This is a genomic window from Phycicoccus flavus, assembly GCF_004025965.2.
GTDB lineage: Bacteria > Actinomycetota > Actinomycetes > Actinomycetales > Dermatophilaceae > Phycicoccus > Phycicoccus flavus.
Map to the genome: position 1 here is coordinate 42,431 of NZ_SAYU02000005.1, position 16,404 is coordinate 58,834.

General features: G+C 75.2%; 13 protein-coding genes. 5 read left to right on the top strand and 8 right to left on the bottom strand.

Features of this window, described 5'->3' with window-relative positions; genetic code table 11:
• Positions 1-343: 343 nt before the first annotated feature.
• From EPD83_RS02850 to EPD83_RS02875, 6 genes are all read right to left on the bottom strand, one after another.
• Entirely contained in the window at positions 344-991 is a 648-nt protein-coding gene (locus EPD83_RS02850) for a GNAT family N-acetyltransferase (protein WP_128365491.1), read from the bottom strand.
• Positions 984-3,515 (bottom strand): class III lanthionine synthetase LanKC, encoded by a 2,532-nt coding sequence (lanKC, locus tag EPD83_RS02855; protein ID WP_128365490.1) that lies wholly within the window; start codon positions 3,513-3,515, stop codon positions 984-986. Before lanKC ends, EPD83_RS02850 begins: the two co-directional genes overlap by 8 nt.
• Complete coding sequence (locus tag EPD83_RS02860; protein ID WP_164896123.1) at positions 3,508-5,142, bottom strand: thiamine pyrophosphate-binding protein; 1,635 nt, start codon at positions 5,140-5,142, stop codon at positions 3,508-3,510. Before EPD83_RS02860 ends, lanKC begins: the two co-directional genes overlap by 8 nt.
• Positions 5,139-6,401: a beta-ketoacyl-[acyl-carrier-protein] synthase family protein gene (locus EPD83_RS02865; protein WP_128365488.1), complete on the bottom strand. Its 1,263-nt coding sequence runs from the start codon at positions 6,399-6,401 to the stop codon at positions 5,139-5,141. The genes EPD83_RS02860 and EPD83_RS02865 overlap by 4 nt, the downstream gene beginning before the upstream one ends.
• Position 6,402: 1 nt before the next feature.
• On the bottom strand, positions 6,403-9,075 hold the full coding sequence (locus tag EPD83_RS02870) for an aldehyde dehydrogenase family protein (RefSeq protein WP_128365487.1): 2,673 nt from the start codon (positions 9,073-9,075) through the stop codon (positions 6,403-6,405).
• 129 nt (positions 9,076-9,204) lie between these two features.
• Positions 9,205-9,954 carry a GAP family protein gene (locus EPD83_RS02875; protein WP_128365486.1) on the bottom strand — a complete coding sequence of 250 codons (750 nt, stop codon included), beginning with the start codon at positions 9,952-9,954 and terminating at the stop codon, positions 9,205-9,207.
• 110 nt (positions 9,955-10,064) lie between these two features.
• Between EPD83_RS02875 and EPD83_RS02880 the strand changes: the two genes are divergently transcribed.
• The 5 genes from EPD83_RS02880 (at position 10,065) to EPD83_RS02900 (ending at position 14,442) form a co-directional block, all read left to right on the top strand.
• Complete coding sequence (locus tag EPD83_RS02880) at positions 10,065-11,306, top strand: sensor histidine kinase (RefSeq protein ID WP_165566185.1); 1,242 nt, start codon at positions 10,065-10,067, stop codon at positions 11,304-11,306.
• Complete coding sequence (locus EPD83_RS02885) at positions 11,303-11,974, top strand: response regulator (RefSeq protein ID WP_128368625.1); 672 nt, start codon at positions 11,303-11,305, stop codon at positions 11,972-11,974. The genes EPD83_RS02880 and EPD83_RS02885 overlap by 4 nt, the downstream gene beginning before the upstream one ends.
• 123 nt (positions 11,975-12,097) lie before the next feature.
• Positions 12,098-12,835 carry a UMP kinase gene (gene pyrH / locus EPD83_RS02890; RefSeq protein ID WP_205859388.1) on the top strand — a complete coding sequence of 246 codons (738 nt, stop codon included), beginning with the start codon at positions 12,098-12,100 and terminating at the stop codon, positions 12,833-12,835.
• A gap of 88 nt (positions 12,836-12,923) precedes the next feature.
• Complete coding sequence (gene frr / locus EPD83_RS02895) at positions 12,924-13,481, top strand: ribosome recycling factor (protein ID WP_128366388.1); 558 nt, start codon at positions 12,924-12,926, stop codon at positions 13,479-13,481.
• A gap of 7 nt (positions 13,482-13,488) precedes the next feature.
• Positions 13,489-14,442 (top strand): phosphatidate cytidylyltransferase, encoded by a 954-nt coding sequence (locus EPD83_RS02900; protein ID WP_128366387.1) that lies wholly within the window; start codon positions 13,489-13,491, stop codon positions 14,440-14,442.
• Positions 14,443-14,559: 117 nt separating this feature from the next.
• On the opposite strand, the gene EPD83_RS02905 is transcribed toward EPD83_RS02900, so the two are convergent.
• Together EPD83_RS02905 and EPD83_RS02910 are read right to left on the bottom strand one after the other, a co-directional pair.
• Positions 14,560-15,315: a hypothetical protein gene (locus EPD83_RS02905; protein WP_128366386.1), complete on the bottom strand. Its 756-nt coding sequence runs from the start codon at positions 15,313-15,315 to the stop codon at positions 14,560-14,562.
• A 183-nt stretch (positions 15,316-15,498) separates the two neighbouring features.
• Entirely contained in the window at positions 15,499-16,332 is an 834-nt protein-coding gene (locus tag EPD83_RS02910; RefSeq protein WP_128366385.1) for a hypothetical protein, read from the bottom strand.
• Positions 16,333-16,404 lie beyond the last annotated feature (72 nt).

A 16,404-nucleotide genomic window follows, 5' to 3' on the forward strand; every position in this document is an offset into this window, starting at 1 on the left:
GGGACCGGTGGGGCGACGCCTCGGGCGTCCGGGGTGCCGCCCCACCGGTCCTCCTGCCTGGTCAGCAGGACGTGCTCTGGAAGCTGGCGACGGTGACGTCGGCGGCCACCTCGACGACGTCGAGGTCGTGGATCTCGTCGATGGTCATGGGACACCCCTCCTTTCCTGTGGTCGACGTGACAGGGGCGCTGTGGTCAGCAGGACGTGCTCTGGAAGCTGGCGACGGTGACGTCAGCGGCCACCTCGACGACCTCGACGTCGTGGATCTCGTCGATGGACATGGGCGTTCCTCCTCTCTCGGCTCGTCGGTCGCGACCCGGCGTCGCCGGGTGCGTCGTCTGGGTCAGGCCGACACGTCGGCCCGATCGCGGAGGGTGTCCCAGGAGCGGGACACCCGTGGCGAGCCGAGGGCGGCCCGCAGCGCACGGGCGCCGCGGTCCAGGTCCTGCGGCTCGAAGTTGCGCGTGGGCGAGTAGATGCGCCCGGCCGCGACGTGCTCGCGGTACTCGCCCTCGAGCATGCTGGCGACGACCGTCGAGGCGTACCGGCCGTCGACGAAGATCGTGTCCCGCAGCACCCCCTCCAGCGTCATGAAGCCCGCGCGCAGCATCCCCATCACGTGGTGGTTGAAGGTCGCGGCCCGCAGCTCGATGCGGTGGGCCCGCAGCTGGTCGAAGAGGTGCCCGATGCCCTGCTCGACGATGAACATCCCGTAGCCGCTGCCGACGAGGTGCGGCGCGACGGCGATACCGATGAAGTAGCTGCCCGAGCCCTGGTCCACCCAGTTGAAGACCCCGACGATGCCCTCGTCGTCCGTGACGGCGACGCGCAGCCCGGTCCCGGGGCTCGTGGAGGTGAGGTCCTCGGCCTCCACCTGGCCGTGGACGCCGTGGGCCAGGCGGCCCACCTCGCCCTTGAACCAGCCGAGGATCTCGGGGAGGTCGTCGTCCTCCAGCGGCCGCAGTCGGACCGCGGGGTGGTTCTCAGACATGGCATGTCCTCTCGTCGTGGATGGGGGTCGGCACCGGGGCGGGCAGGGGTCCCAGCAGGGGCAGGAGGTGCTCGGCGGGGTCGGTGACGGCCCGCAGCGCGTGGACGGCGCCGGCGAGCCCGGACCCGAGGTCGCAGGAGAAGCGCAGGCCGAGCAGGCCCGGGAAGTGGACCTCCTCGCCGACGTGGCAGAAGTAGCGGCGCAGCGCGTCGGTCTGGCGGGCGACGGCGGTCGCCGCGCACTCGCCGTCGGTGGCCGCCGCGAACGCCAGTGCCCCGGAGCGTCCCTCGAGCAGCCCTTGGGTGGCCCAGCCGGTGACGAGGCACACCCGGAGGGCGGCAGCCCGGACGTCGGCTCCGTCCGCGACGGTGCGGTGCCGGCCGAGCTCGCGGGCGGCCACGGCGACGCCCAGGGTGCCGGACAGGACGTCGGGAAGCATCCGGCCGGTGCCGTGGTCGACGAGAGCCGTGCCGTCGGGCCGCGGGACGAGGTGGCGCAGGTCGCGGGCGAGGGCGCGGGTGGCCAGGTCGAGCCACCGCTCGTCGCCGGTGGCCTCGAAGAGCCGGACGGCGAACAGCGCGATCCCGCTGCCTCCGGCGCCCAGCCCCCGGCCCAGCCGTGCGCCGGACTCCAGCAGGTCGGCGACCCGCCGGCCCAGCCGCTCGGCGCCGGACCCGTCGCCCAGGCGGAGGGCGGCCAGGCCGACGCCGGACAGCCCGCGCGCGAGGTCGGGGTTGGTCACGCGCTCCGACCAGCGGACCGCGCGGTCGAGTAGGGCGTGCGCGGTGGCCGGGTCGCCGCAGTCGTGCAGCACGGCGGCGGCGCCCGCGTAGCCGTCGAAGAGGCCCGGAACGGTGCGTGCCGACGCGCCGGCGGCCGCTCCGAGCCAGTCGACGAGCTCGCCGACGCGGGGGGAGGACGCGTGCCGGACGGTCCAGATCGCCCCCGCGGCGCCGTTCGCCAGGCTCCAGGGCACGGCGCCCGGTCCGACGGGCACCGGCGAGCACCGGGCGTCCCGGACCGGGAAGGACAGCAGGGTCCGCTCGGCGAGCCCGATCAGGTCCGTGGTCGGCAGGTCCGGCCGCACCGGGTCCACCCGACCCCAGTCCACGACGGGGGTCCGCGGGCCGGCCGCGGCTCGTAGGGCGGCGAACGTCCCGGGCGCCGGGGCGAACCGGTCCCGCGCCTCGTCGAGGCAGCGCTCCAGCACGCCGTCGGAGAACTCCCAGTAGGTGTTCTGCGGAGTGAGGAACCAGAGGTGGACCAGCTCCAGGCGCAGCAGGTCGGCGTGCTGCGGCGAGGAGGCCCGCACCCGGAACCCCGGGGCGACGGTGTAGCCGTCCTCGACCGGCGCCGAGGCCTGGTGGGCGGTCTCCAGGTCCACGAGGGTGACGGTGTCGTCTGCGCCGAGGAGCAGGTTGCCGGGATGCAGGTCGCCGACGGCGAGCCCGCGCCGGTGGATCTCGGTCACCGTGGCCCGGAGCGCCGCGACGATCCCGGCGACCCGCTCCGCGTACCGGGCGACCTCGGCCGCGGTGGCGTCGGCCCGCACCTCCGGGTGGAACTGCGCGACGAACTCGATGGCGCGGCAGCCGTCGACGAACTCCTGGGCCATGAAGACGCGGTCGTCGAACTCGTGCCACCCGAGGACCCGGGGGACCCCCCGGACGTCGGCGAGGGAGCGCAGGGTGTCGGCCTCGTGCCGCACCCGGCCGGCGGCATCCGAGCCGTCCAGCCCGATGCCCGCGTGCCGTCGCCCCTCCTTGAGGGCGACCTCGGTGCCGTCCGGGCTCGTGGCCTGGTAGACCCCGCCCCCGGCCGAGACGTGCAGGGCCTGGGACACCGAGTACGGCAGGGTGCGCTCCCGGGCGTTGGTCCGCCGGTGCTCCCGGGCCGCGGCGACGCACCGCGGCACCTCGACGCCGCCCGGGACCGCGAAGGCCAGCGAGCGCGGGTCCGGGACGGGCTCGCCGTCCGGACCGGCGTAGGCCAGCGCGTCGGCGCCCGTGGGCAGGACGGTCCACAGCTCGCGGTAGGCGCCGTGCCGCACGTGCACCGGGGCGCCGCCGACGGCGATGTCCGTGAGGATGGCGGGCCCGTGTCGGCCCCGCAGGAGCGCGCCGAGGCGCTCGACGACGAGGTCGGTCTGCGCGGCGTCGACCGGGTAGACGGTGACGAACTTCCCGCTGCTGGCCCGGGGCGCGTACTTGCTGCTCAGGGCGTCGAAGGCCCGGGGCGAGGTGAGGTGCTTGAAGGAGACGCCCAGGTCGAAGCAGGCCGCCGCGACGAGCGCGAGCACCTCGGGGGCCTCGCGGCGCACCGTCGACACGTGCACCTTCCAGCCCGCCGGCGGGAGCGTGGTGTCGCGGCCGACCGTCGTCCAGACGGCCGAGGACGAGGTCCGGTGCCAGCCGTCCGGCAGCTCGGCGTGGACGAACGCGTAGGGCTCGGCGGAGCGGAGGCCGTGGTCGGCGTCGGTGAAGAAGGGCACGCCGGGGGTGAGATGGAGGCCGAGGTCATGCACGATCGCCCACCCCCTCCCGCAGCATCGGGGCGACGTCGTCCCGGGCGACCACCACCCGGACCACCGTCGGCACGCCCGCCTGCGCGGCCGCGACCGCCTGCGCGAGCCGCGGACGGACCTGGGCGGGGCGCTCGACGACGAGGACGTCCCCGCGGTCGGCCGGGCCGAGGAGCCCGCCGGCGCGCTCGAAGCGCTGCGGGGACCCGGCGCCCTCGGCCTGCCGGGCGAGCCACCCCATCGCCCCGTCGTCGAGGACGACGTAGAGCAGCCGGCGACGCGACGCGAGGATCTCGTCGGCGTCGGGACGCAGGGTCGCGAGGGCCGCGTCCCCGGTGACGCACACGACGAGCGGCTGCTCGGTCACCGCCGCCCCGGCGGCCGCGGCGACCCCGAAGCCGAGCGTCGTCTGCTCCGACGGGGCGATCGAGCGGGCCCGGTCCGGCAGCGTGAGGTGCGGGAACGCGTAGCTCCACATGTCGTGCAGCCCGTTCTCGTGGACCACCACCGCGTCCTCGGGCAGCAGGTCCGAGAGGGCGTGCACGACGAGGGCGCCGAGCGTGCCCTCGTCGCCCCGCGACTCCAGGAGGCGCGCCCGGACCCCGGCGACCCGTGCGGCCCACGCCGTCCGCTCGAGGACCGGGCCCCGTGCGACGAGCGCGTCCGCCCAGTCGGCGGCGTCGCGCACCAGGTGCGCCCCGGGCAACCGGTGGTGCACGCCGGCGGGGGTGGCGGTGACCTGCAGCCACGCGGACTCCGTCGGCATGCCCGTCAGCGCGGTCTCCTCGAGCTGGCTGCCGACGGCCACGACGAGGTCGCTGGACGCGACGAGGTCCCGTACGGGACCGGCCATGTACAGGCCGGCGACGCCGAGGAAGCGCGGGTGGGACTCGGGGACGCAGCCCCGGCCGGACGCGGTGACGAGGACGGCGGCGTCGGTCCGCGCGGCGAGGTCGAGGACCTGGGGCCGGGAGAGCGAGCGCGCACCGCTGCCGAGCAGCAGGCACGGCCGGCGCGCGGCGGTCAGGAGGTCGAGCGCCCCGTCGAGGCCCACCGGCACGCTCCGGCCGTCGGGACCGGCGTCGACGGGGGACGGAGCGGCGTCGGGCACCTCGAGGTAGACGGGTCCCGCGGGTGCCGCGACCGCACGGGCCAAGGCCTCGCGGAGCATCGACGCCGCGTGTCGCGGGGTCGGCACCCGTGCCGCCCAGCGCGTGACGGGGGCGACGAGCGCGAGCGTCGGGGCGTCCTGGAAGGCCCGGTCCTGTAGGCGCTCGGTGGCGGTCCCGGCGGCGAGGACGACGACGGGCGCGTGCCCGTGGTCGGCCTCGAGCAGGCCGGGGACGGCGGCGGCGACGGCCGGTCCTCGTCCGACGAGGACCACCGCCGGGCGCCCGGTGGCGAGGGCGGACCCGGCCGCCATGTGGACCGCCGTCCGCTGGGACCGGCACCACTCGACGGTCACGCCGTGGTCCTCCAGGGCCCGTAGCGCCCGCATGTCGTCGTCCGGCAGGCCGAACACGACCCGCACGCCCTGCTCCACGAGGGTGCTCGCCACCTGCGTCCACGGGTCATCGGGGGCGGGGGCCGGGAGGACCGGGGGCGCCGCCACCGCGGTCACGGCGCTCACGACGCCACCCCTGCGAGGACGACCGTCGCGTTGTGGCCGCCGAACCCGAAGGAGTTCGACATGCACAGCTCCGGCGCCGCGGTCCGGGCCACGTGGGGGACCAGGTCGAACTCGGGGAACTCCGGGTCGTCCAGGTTGATCGTCGGCGGCAGCATCCGGTCCCGCATGGCCTGGATGCAGAAGATCGCCTCCAGGGCGCCGGCGGCACCGATGAGGTGGCCGGTCGTCGACTTCGTCGAGCTGATCGGCACCCGGTGCGCGTGCTCCCCGAACACGGCGGCGATGGCGGCCAGCTCGGTCGCGTCGTTGTACGGGGTGCTCGTTCCGTGGGCGTTGACGTACCCGACGTCCGCGGGCGTGCAGCCGGCGTCGGCGAGCGCCTGCCGCATCGCGAGCTGTGCCCCGACGCCCTCCGGGTGGGGGGCGGTCGCGTGGTGGGCGTCCGAGGAGCAGCCGTAGCCCCGGACCTCGGCCAGCACCCGGGCGCCGCGGTCGCGGGCGGATGCCTCGGACTCCAGGAGCAGGGCCGCCGCCCCGGCGGACATGACGAACCCGCTGCGGGACCGGTCGAACGGACGCGAGCCGCGCTCGGGGGCGTCGTTGGAGTCGGTCGCGAGGGCCCGGATGTTGGCCGTCGCGGCGATGTCCTGGACGTTGAGGGAGTGCTCGGCGGTGACGACGAGGACGGCGTCGGCGTAGCCGTGGCGCACCATCCGCATGCCCTCGCCGACGCCGACCGTGCCGCTGGCGCAGGCCGCCGCGACGGCGTGGCTCGGGCCCTGGGCGTGCCACTCGACGCTGAGGTAGGAGCTGAGGCTGTCGTGCGCGCCGTAGACGGCACCGTTCGCCGACACGCCCCGCGGCCCCTTCGCCCCGAGCGACCGGGTGCCGAGATGGGTGACCTCGGTGGGCCCGTAGCCGCTGGCGGCCAGGACGGAGAACCGGTCGGACCGGAAGGGCGGCGCGCCCTCGTCGGTGACGTGGGCGGACATGGCCTCGCGGGCCGCGGCGACGCCGAGCTGCGCGTAGCGGCTCAACCGGCGCTGGTCGGGCCGGGACAGGTGCGCGGAGGGGTCGAACCCCGTCACCTCGCCGCCGATCGTCACCGTCAGCCCGTCCAGCTCGACGTCGGTGAGGGTCGCGATGCCGCTGCGCCCGGACGACGTGGCCGCCCACGCGCTCTCGGCGTCGAGGCCGTTGGGGGCGACCGCCCCGATGCCGGTGACGACGACCCGCGCCGGCTCGTGGTGTGTCCTCATGTCAGGCGTCCCCGATCGTCGAGCCGAACCGCACGGCGGTCTGCGTGATGTTGACGGGCCCGAGCACCCGTCCGCCCCGGTGGGCGACGAACCCGGACTCCACCCCGTGTCCGCCGAAGGGCTCGTACGGCGTCGCCGCGTCGGCGAGGCTCTGGTCCATGGCGACCATGTAGTGGTCGCAGAGGGTGCGGGCGGCGGTCTCCTCGACGGCGTACAGGGAGACCCCGAACCCGTTCTCCAGGTAGTACCGCGTGCGGAGCAGGTCGAGGACCTCGCCGACCGAGCCGAAGCCGGCCATCGTGACGATCGGGGCGAAGTGCTCCACCGGCGCCGCCCGGCCCACGTCGTCCGTGCGCAGGACCGCGGGCGAGAAGGTCCGGCCGCGGTAGTCGACCTCGCCGCCGCTGACGATCGCCTCGGCGTGGGTGGTCAGGTGGCCCAGGGCGTGCAGCAGCGTCTCGTCCTTGAGCAGCGGGGCGAGGGCGCCGTCGTTCGCCCGGACGTACTCCGCGGCGGCCTCGACGACGAGGGGCACGAGCGTGTCGACCACGTCGTCGTGGGCGAGCACCAGGTCGGGGGCGAGGCAGTCCTGCCCGCCGTTGAACAGCCGCGAGATGACGATGTCCTTGGCCGCGGCCCGCAGGTCGGCCCCGCGGTTCACGACGATGGGGTTGACGCCCCGCCCGAAGAACAGCAGGACGTGCCGCTCGCCGAGCGCCTGCAGGATCTCCTCGGCGTTGGAGCGGCGACCCGTGAACAGCACGAGCGACGGCCGGCTCGCCACGGTCTCGACGAAGGCCGCCTGGGTCGAGGTGTCGAGGGCGACGGGGCAGGGTGCCGCAGCGCCGAGCAGCTCGACGACCCGGGCCATGACCGTCTCCGTGCCGCGGGCGGGACGCAGGCGTACCTCGCTCGCCCACAGGGACGGCACCAGGCAGTAGATGGCGAACGACTCCAACAGGGCGTTGCGCGGGAAGAACACGTCGACCGGCACGCGGGGCGGTCGGGTGTAGAGCCCGAGCTCCCCGTCGGCGTGGTTGAGCACGTTGACCAGGGACCAGTAGTCGCGGTGCGCCGTGGCCCGGTCGCTCGTCTCCTCGATCAGGGCGATGAGCTCCTGGCGGTTCTCGCGGACCGTGGCCCGCAGGCGGCCGGCGGGGGAGTCCGCGCGGCACTGGAGCGGGCCCTGGGCCTCGCCGAGTCCCTCGGCCAGGGCCCGCAGGCGGGCCCGGCTCACCTTGCCGCTGGAGTCCACCGGCAGGGTCCCGAGGACGCGGAGGTGGTCCGGCCGCTGGTCCTCGGCCAGCAGCCCGGCGACCCGGCGTCGCCAGACCTCGCGGGGCCGGTGGAGCGGGTCCTGGACGAACAGCCAGTAGCGGGCGGTCTCGCCGCTCTCGTCGGGCACGGCCACGGCCTCGACACCCTCGGCCGTCAGGGCCGCCTCGACCCAGGCGAGGGAGACGAGGCTGCCGCCCCGGCTGATCATCCCGCGGCGCCCGAGCACGACGAGCCCGTCGGCGGTCAGGCGGCCGACGTCCCCGGTGTCGAACCACGCCTGCGGGTCCGCCTCGACCGGGGGCCGCCCGTCGGTCCGTCCGACGAGCACGCGACCCAGCCGGCCGTCGGCGCAGGGCACCCCCGCGTCGTCGAGGACGGCGAGCCGGTAGGGCTCGACCGGGGTGAGCGCCCCGCGCCCCGGCGTCGACGCGAACGCCACGTTGCCCAGCTGGGTCAGACCGTAGCCGTCGGTCAGCGGCCGGTGGAGCCGCGCACGGGCGTCGTCCTGGAGGCGCGGTGACAGACCCTCGCCGCCGACCCCGAACAGGCGCACGGCGTCCAGCCGGGCGGTGCCCGCCGGCCGTTTGTCGAGCTCGTCGAGCAGGGCCCGGTACAGGACGGGCGTCGCGTCCAGGCAGGTGACCCCGTGCCGCTCGACGGTCCGCAGGACCTCGCCCAGCCGGGTGCGGGAGCAGGTGACGAGCCCGGCCCCGACGACGGCGGCGACGAGCACCGCGGAGGAGCCGTACTGCCCGGCGAGGGGGAGCAGCGGGAGCAGGGTGTCGTCGTCGTGGTAGCCCAGCGCCGCCGCGGTGGCCCGGGCGTTCTCGAGGAGGCTCGTCCCCGACTTCCACACCAGGGTGGGCTCGCCGGTCGTCGTGCCGGAGCTGAAGATCCCGAGGGCCCGGGACCGGGCGAACCACGCGCCGAGGTCGACGTCGGCGTCCGTCCGCTCCGTCCGGGCCGCCCACTGTGCCGGGTGCGGCCCCGATCCCTCCAGCGGCCCGAAGACCGCCCGCAGGTCGTGTGCGGTGCCGCCGGGGGCCGCCCGCAGCGTGACCCGGACCGCGTCCTGGGGGACCGTGCCCGGGTGGGCCAGGCGCAGGCGGGCCAGGTCGTCGACGAGGACGACGCCGGCGCCGACGGAGGCCGCGGCCAGCAGGGTCACGATGCCGCGGCCGGTGTCGTCGACCTCCAGGACGACCGTGCCGGAGGCGTCGACGCCGAGCTCCGCGAGGGCCGCGGCGGTGATCGCCACGGCATGCCGCAGCGCGTCGCCCTCGAGCGTCGTGCCGTGCCACGCGACCGAGCGGGGCAGGTGCCGCTTGTTCGGTCCGTCGCCGCGCGCCGGCCCCTCGACCGGCAGCCGCACCGGCCTCGTGGTGGTCGTCGTCATGGCGTGGTCCCCCTTGCTGGTCTCGTCTCCCGGGTGGGTGCTGCGACCCCTCGTCCCCGGCTGTTCTCGACACTAGGAAGGCCGGACCGGCCGCTCCATCCGTCCTTGGTCGCAGCCCTACGACTTTGGTCAGACGCCACCGAACAGCTCCATCACCGCGGGCAGGTTGCGACCCATGAGGACGACCCCGACGATGCCGAGGATCCAGCCGAGGGCCTCGCCGCCGTGCGCGGCGAACCAGCGGTCCAGCCGGCGCAGCAGGGGGTCCAGGAGGGGGGCCGCCACGCGGCGGGCGACCACGAGGACCACCGCCGGCAGCACCATGACGACGCAGTAGCCGGCCAGCACGAGCGCCTTGACGGCGAACGGCCGGTCGGTGCCGGTCAGCAGGCCGATGGCCGCGAGGTAGGGCAGCATCGTGCCGACCTCGACGAGCCCGACCGCCAGGGCCAGTCCCACGAGCGCGCGAGGCCTCGAGGCCCGGCCGGTGTCGTCGGCCCCGGCGGCCGCGGCCCGCCAGCGTCGGAGCCGCGGGTTGCCGCCGCCGGGACGCGTCGAACCGCCCGGCGGGTGGACGACGAAGCTCGCGCCGAGCAGGGCCGCACCAGCGAGGAACAGGACCCGCATGGCCGGCGGGCTCTGCCAGTCGACGTCCAGGGTCGCCACGAGGGCGTCCGCGCCGGCCAGCAGGACCAGCCCGACCCCGACGTAGAAGAGCGCCAGGGCGGCCAGGTACGTGAGGATCCGCCCCGGCCGTGGCCGGCCCGGCGCCAGCAGCAGCCAGACCGGGACGGCGAGGGTGCCGACGCTCAAGGAGTCCACGAGCGCCAGCGCGACCAGCGCCGGACCGAGGGCGAGAAGCGTGGAGGCACCGTCCATGCGGGCAGCCTCACCCGGGCCGCCGTGCCCGTCGTCCGCCGAAGGACCGGCGACGGAGTACCACTTTGGTGTGATGGCCCGCACGCACCGGGGCACCTACGGTGGACACCATGCCGTCCCTGCGCGACCTCGTGAGCGGACCCCGTCCGCCCCGCCGCGCCCCGACCCGTCGGTCCGACGCCGTCATCGCGCTGTCGCTCTTCGCCGTCGGGCTGACGATCCTCTCCTCGGGCATCGGCCCGTTCGCGGAGATCCCGGCGCTGGTCCCGGCGACCACCCCGATGTGGCATCTCGTGCCGCTGGCCGTGGGCTGCGCCGGCGTCACGGTGCAGTCGCGCACGCCGGTGGTCGCGTTCGTCCTCGCGACCGTCGCGCTGGTCGCGGACGTCGTCATCGGCCTGCACATGGCCGTGCTCGGCGTGTGGGTGAACGCGGTGTACGCCGCGGGACGGCACCTGTCCCTGAGCGCCCGGGGTGCGGTGCGGTGGGTCGTCGGCCTGGTCTGCGCCGCGGTGGCGGCCTGGGTCCTGGCCTCCGGGCGCGGCGCCGGGGACGCCGTCCTCGGGACCCTCCAGGTGGGGGTCTTCGCGGCCCTGGCGCTGTGGCTGAGCGGGGACGCCCGCAGCGGCGACGACCGCGCCGAGCGGGAGCGTCGCCGGTCCGCGGACGAGCGGCGGCGTGCCGTCGCGGAGCAGGCCGAGGTGCTGCAGCACGAACGGGCGCGCCTGGCGGCCCAGTTCCACGACACCATCTCCTCGAACCTGTCCTCGATCGCCCTCTTCACGACGGCCGCCCTCGACCGCGACCCCGACACCGACCGCGACCGGTCCGTGCTGCACGAGGCCCGGCGGGCGGCCCTGGACGGCCTCACCGACATGCGCGCTCTCATCGACGTGCTCCGCAGCTACGACGTCGACGTCGACGACGCCCGCGACGTCGAGCAGCCCAGCCTCGAGGAGATCGTCGCCGGGCTCGAGCCGGCCGGGCTCGAGGTCGACGCCGACCTGGCCACGGTCGAGCTCGGGCCCGCGCAGGAGCAGGCCCTGGCCCAGGTCGTCAAGGAGTCACTGACCAACGCCCTCAAGCACGGTGACGGCCGCGCGACGGTGCGGCTCGTGTCCACCGGGACGGGGGTCCGGCTCACCGTGAGCAACGGCCTCGCGGCCTGCGCGGACGGTGACCGCCGGCCGCCGGTCATCGCCGGCGGCATCGGCCTGGGGTCGATGGCGGCGCGGGTGTCGGCGGTCGGTGGCCGGTTCCGGTCGGGAGAGACCGAGACCGGGCAGGAGCGCCGCTGGAGCGTCGACGCCGAGATCCCGCGGGTGCCCTCCCGCGACGGGGGACCGAGGTGATCCGGGTCCTCATCGTCGACGACCACTCGACGATCCGCGCCGGCCTGCGGCTCATCCTCAGCGACGCCCAGGACGTCGTGGTCGTGGGCGAGGCCGCGGACGGTGACGCCGCAGTGCACAACGCCCGGGCCCTGTCGCCGGACGTCGTCCTCATGGACGTCCGGATGCCGCGGACGGACGGGGTCGAGGCGACCCGGCGGCTGCGTGCCGAGGGGTACCGCGTGCTCGTGCTCACCACCTACGACCACGACGAGGTCGTCTACGGCGCCATCCGCGCCGGAGCGGCCGGGTTCCTCCTCAAGACCGCGGAGTCCTCCGAGCTCGTCGCGGCCGTGCGACGGGTGGCGGCCGGCGACGGCGCCCTCGCGCCCGAGGTGACGGGGCGGGTGCTCGCCCGGCTCACCGAGACCGCCGACGCCGCGGCGCAGGGCCGGGCGGACCGCAGCGGGCTCGAGCGCCTCGAGCAGGCGGGCCTCACCAGCCGCGAGGTCGAGGTGCTCGCCCACATCGGCCACGGCCGCTCGAACATCGCGATCTCGCGGCGGCTCGACATCAGCCTGGGGACGACCAAGACGCACGTCTCGCGCATCCTCATGAAGCTGGGACTGGAGTCGCGGACCCAGGCCGCCCTCATCGCCCGGGACAGCGGCCTGGGCGCGGACGGGTAGGTCCGGTCGCGCTCGTCACCGACGGATCGTCCGCGTTGGGTGGGTGTCGTCCCGGTGTGACAGGATTCGGTGACCGCCCTGATCCCCGCCGAGGAGGCTCTTGTGACGACGCCTGCCACCGCCGTGGCCCCCCGAGCCGAGAGCACCGGTGACCGTCCGCGCCGGGTCCTGCTCAAGCTGTCCGGCGAGATGTTCGGCGGCGGCAAGCTCGGCGTCGACCCCGAGGTCGTGCGCGGCGTCGCCCGGCAGATCGCCGAGGCCGTCCGCGAGGGCGTCCAGGTGGCGATCGTCGTCGGCGGCGGCAACTTCTTCCGCGGCGCCGAGCTGCAGCAGAAGGGCATGGAGCGGGCGCGGGCCGACTACATCGGCATGCTCGGCACGGTGATGAACTGCCTCGCCCTCCAGGACTTCCTCGAGAAGGAGGGCGTCCAGACCCGGGTGCAGACCGCGATCACGATGGGACAGGTCGCCGAGCCGTACATCCCGCGGCGGGCCATGCGCCACCTCGAGAAGGGCAGGGTCGTCATCTTCGGCGCCGGCGCCGGCATGCCCTACTTCTCCACCGACACCGTGAGCGCGCAGCGCGCGCTGGAGTGCAAGTGCGACGCGGTCCTCATGAGCAAGAACGGCGTCGACGGCGTCTACGACGCCGACCCGCGGACCAACCCGGACGCGACCAAGCTCGAGGAGGTCACCTTCGCCGAGGCCCTGCGCACCGGGCTGCGGGTCGTCGACGCCGCCGCGTTCAGCCTGTGCATGGACAACGAGCTGCCGATGGTCGTCTTCGGCATGGACGGCGAGGGCAACGTCACCCGAGCCCTGCGCGGCGAGCCCATCGGCACGCTGGTCCACGCCGGCTGAGGCGCCTCGGGGCGCCGGGGCGTCCCGTTTGACACACTAGGCACGCAGCGCCGCAGCACCGCGGCGTCCACCGAAGGAGAGCGCCGCGATGATCGACGAGACCTTGTTCGAGGCCGAGGAGAAGATGGAGAAGGCCGTCGAGGTCGCGAAGGAGAACTTCTCCGGGATCCGCACCGGCCGTGCGCACCCGGGCATGTTCCAGAAGCTCCTCGTCGACTACTACGGCGCCCCGACCCCGCTGCAGCAGCTCGCGTCCTTCCAGACGCCCGAGGCGCGCACCATCATCATCAGCCCGTTCGACAAGTCCTCGATGCACGCCATCGAGAAGGCGATCTCGCAGGCCGACCTCGGGGTCAACCCGAGCAACGACGGCAACATCATCCGCTGCACGATGCCGCAGCTCACCGAGGAGCGCCGCCGGGAGTACGTGCGGATGGCCAACTCCGAGGCCGAGGAGGCCCGGGTGTCGGTGCGCAACATCCGCCGCTCGGCCAAGACGACGCTCGAGAAGCTCGTCAAGGACGGCGAGGTCGGCGAGGACGAGGGGACCCGCGCCGAGAAGGAGCTGGAGTCGGTGACCAAGCGGCACGTCGACCAGATCGACGACCTCCTCAAGCACAAGGAAGCCGAGCTCCTCGAGGTCTGACCTGCCCATGCCCGACCCCGACACCGACGCCGGACCCGCCGACGGCGTGCCCGCCCCGGACCGCACCCACTCCGGGGAGGTCCTCACCGAGGCGGGGGACGCCGGGCGGGGTCCCGGCGACGAGCGGTCAGCGGGGGCGGAGCCGCGCCGGGTCCCGAGCGCCGGCCGCGACCTGCGCGCCGCGATCGGCGTGGGGCTCATGCTCGGCGCGCTCGTCATCGCGACCCTCGTCCTGGACGCCCGCGCCTTCCTCGTCGTCCTCGCCCTGGCCATCGCCACCGGGTCCTGGGAGGTCCGCCGGGCGGTCGCCGCGAAGTCGATGCGGGTGCCCCTGGCGCCGCTGCTGCTCGGCACGGTCGGCATGGTCGTGTCCGCGTACCTGCGCGGGGCGGAGGCACTCGTCCTCACCTTCGGGCTCACGGTCGTCGGGCTGCTCGTGTGGCGGGTGGCCGACGGCCTCGACGGCGCGGCCCGCGACCTCGCCGCCTCCTGCCTCGCGGCGTTCTACCCCGCCTTCCTCGGCGGCTTCGCCTCGCTCATGCTCGCCGAGCCCGACGGCCGGCAGCGCATCATCACCTTCGTCCTCGTCACCGTGGCCTCGGACGTCGGCGGCTACGCGGCCGGGGTGTTCCTCGGCCGGCACCCCATGGCACCCTCGCTGTCGCCGAAGAAGTCCTGGGAGGGGTTCGCGGGCTCGGTGCTCACCTGCGCCGTCGTCGGCGCCGCCGCGGTGCCGCCCCTGCTCGGCGGGCCCTGGTGGGCCGGCGCCGCGCTCGGGCTCGTGACCGCCGCGGCCGCGACCTCCGGGGACCTCATCGAGTCCAGCATCAAGCGCGACCTCGGCATCAAGGACATGGGCAACCTGCTGCCGGGGCACGGGGGCCTCATGGACCGCCTCGACTCGCTCGTCGTCGTCGCTCCGGTGGCCTGGGCGCTGCTCCTCTGGCTCGTCCCCGCCTGAGCGGGGCGACCGCTCGGCGGCGCGCCGCCACGAGAGCCTCGCACGACCGGCCCCACCCCTCCGGAAGGAGGGGCCGGTCGCGCCCGGGACCAGGGGTCGCCGGGCGCGACCGGGGTCTCAGCCGACGTGGCGTCGGGGCTCGACGAGGGACTCCAGCAGCGGCGTCGGCCGCAGCGCCAGGGTGCCCTCGGGTGTGAGGTGCGTGAGCGTCGTCACGTGCCGGTCGTGCCAGTGGTAGGTGTGCGGCGACACCGGCCCGACGCCCTCGCCCCACAGCTGCGCCGCGTGCCAGGGCACGAGGTCCAGCGCGGCGCGGGTCTCGGCGGCGGTCGAGCACGTCTGCAGCACCACCGCGTGACGGTGCGGCATGGCGAACACGACCCCGTTCGTCGCGTCCGCCCCGGGCACCCACCGCGCGACCGCGTCGAGCAGGAACCGGGCGAAGGACGCCGTGTACGGGGAGTCGCCGTGGACGAGGATGCACGACTGGTCGCCGGCGCTCAGCCGCTCGACGTCGACCTCGGTGGCGTCCAGCAGACGGCGGAGGTTGGCCCGCCCGAGCTCGAGGAGGGTCGGCACGTACCGGCCCAGGCCCTCGACGCGGGAGTCCGGCAGGGTGACGACCGAGGTGGGGAGGTCGAGGGTGAGGACCTCGTCGACCCCGTCCGCGAACGGCACGGCGTACGAGAAGCCCAGCCCGGTGTCGTGGAGGCGCTCGGCCCCGGCGAGCCGTGAGGTCAGCGCCTCGTCGAGCTCCTCGGGCGCCAGCGCGTCGATGTCGGTCTCGGCGGCCTCGGTGAGCCGTGTGAGGTGGTCGCGGATCCAGTCCTCGAAGGGCGCCGAGAAGTCGTCGACGTCCGGGACGGGACTCACGGTCTTGAGTGGTGGCGGAGCCTGCTGGCCCCGGTCCTGGGCACCGGAGGGTGCGCGAAATCTGTCGAACAGGCCCATCGGCCGTCCTTTCCCTGCATCCCCGTTCCCCTGCTGAACGGGAGTACCGCGCCATCGTAGGCCGTGGCCGACGGGCGCGGCGGCGGTTCGGAGGTTTTGCCGGGCTCAGCCGACGCGGGCGCCCGGACGCCGGGTGGCGCCGAGCACGGTGTCGAGGACCGGCGTCGTCGTCAGCGACAACGAGCCGTCCGGCTCCTCGGTGGTGAGGCACGTCAGCCGGCGGTGGTACCAGTGGTAGACGTGCGGCGAGACCGGCCCGCTGCCGGTGTCGAAGAGCAGCCGGGCCTGGGCGGGCACGTGCTCCAACGCGGCCGCGGTCACCGGGGCGGTCGTGCACGGGGAGAGCACGAGCGCGTGCCGGTCGGGGACCGCGAACACCACGCCGTTGCCGGTGTCGGCCCCCGGGAGGAAGCGCGCCGCGGCCTCGGAGAGGAACCGGGCGAAGGACCCGGTGTACGGCGAGTCGCCGACGACGGTGCGGCAGGCCGAGCGGCGGTCACCGACGGCCCGCACCTCGACCTCCGCGGTGCGCAGGGTCCGCTCCAGGTTCTGGCGTCCGATGCTCACCAGGGCCGAGAACGACCGCTGGCCGACGGCCACCCGCTCCTGGGGCAGCGTGACGACGGCCATCGGCAGGTCGAGGGTGAGCACCTCCGCGACGTGCGGCGCGAACGGGGTGACGTACTGGTAGCGCCGGTCGCCCGGCGGCAGGTCGCGCTGGGCGACGAGCCGGCTGGTGAGCGCGGCCTCGAACTCCCGCGGCCCGAGGGTGTCCGGACTGTTCTCGGCCGCGGCCGTGAGCCGCTCGAGGTGGGCCCGGACGACGTCGTCGAGCGCGGCGTCGTCGGTGTCGTGGACCTCGGCGACGGTGCGCCGCGGGGTGGACGACGACGGGGTGGTCGTGCCGGCGGAGGCACGCCAACGGTCGAACAGGCGCATGGCCCATCCCTTTCCCTGCGTCCCGTTCCCCTGCGAACGGGATCTGGCAGGAGGGTAGGGCCCGGCGCGGTC

What these genes read in the sequence shown, in the direction of transcription:
- EPD83_RS02850 (WP_128365491.1), bottom strand. Translation starts at nt 991, where the DNA reads ATGTCTGAGAACCACCCCGCGGTCCGACTGCGGCCGCTGGAGGACGAC.
- EPD83_RS02865 (WP_128365488.1), bottom strand. Translation starts at nt 6,401, where the DNA reads ATGAGGACACACCACGAGCCGGCGCGGGTCGTCGTCACCGGCATCGGG.
- EPD83_RS02870 (WP_128365487.1), bottom strand. Translation starts at nt 9,075, where the DNA reads ATGACGACGACCACCACGAGGCCGGTGCGGCTGCCGGTCGAGGGGCCG.
- EPD83_RS02875 (WP_128365486.1), bottom strand. Translation starts at nt 9,954, where the DNA reads ATGGACGGTGCCTCCACGCTTCTCGCCCTCGGTCCGGCGCTGGTCGCG.
- EPD83_RS02880 (WP_165566185.1), top strand. Translation starts at nt 10,065, where the DNA reads ATGCCGTCCCTGCGCGACCTCGTGAGCGGACCCCGTCCGCCCCGCCGC.
- frr (WP_128366388.1), top strand. Translation starts at nt 12,924, where the DNA reads ATGATCGACGAGACCTTGTTCGAGGCCGAGGAGAAGATGGAGAAGGCC.
- EPD83_RS02900 (WP_128366387.1), top strand. Translation starts at nt 13,489, where the DNA reads ATGCCCGACCCCGACACCGACGCCGGACCCGCCGACGGCGTGCCCGCC.
- EPD83_RS02910 (WP_128366385.1), bottom strand. Translation starts at nt 16,332, where the DNA reads ATGCGCCTGTTCGACCGTTGGCGTGCCTCCGCCGGCACGACCACCCCG.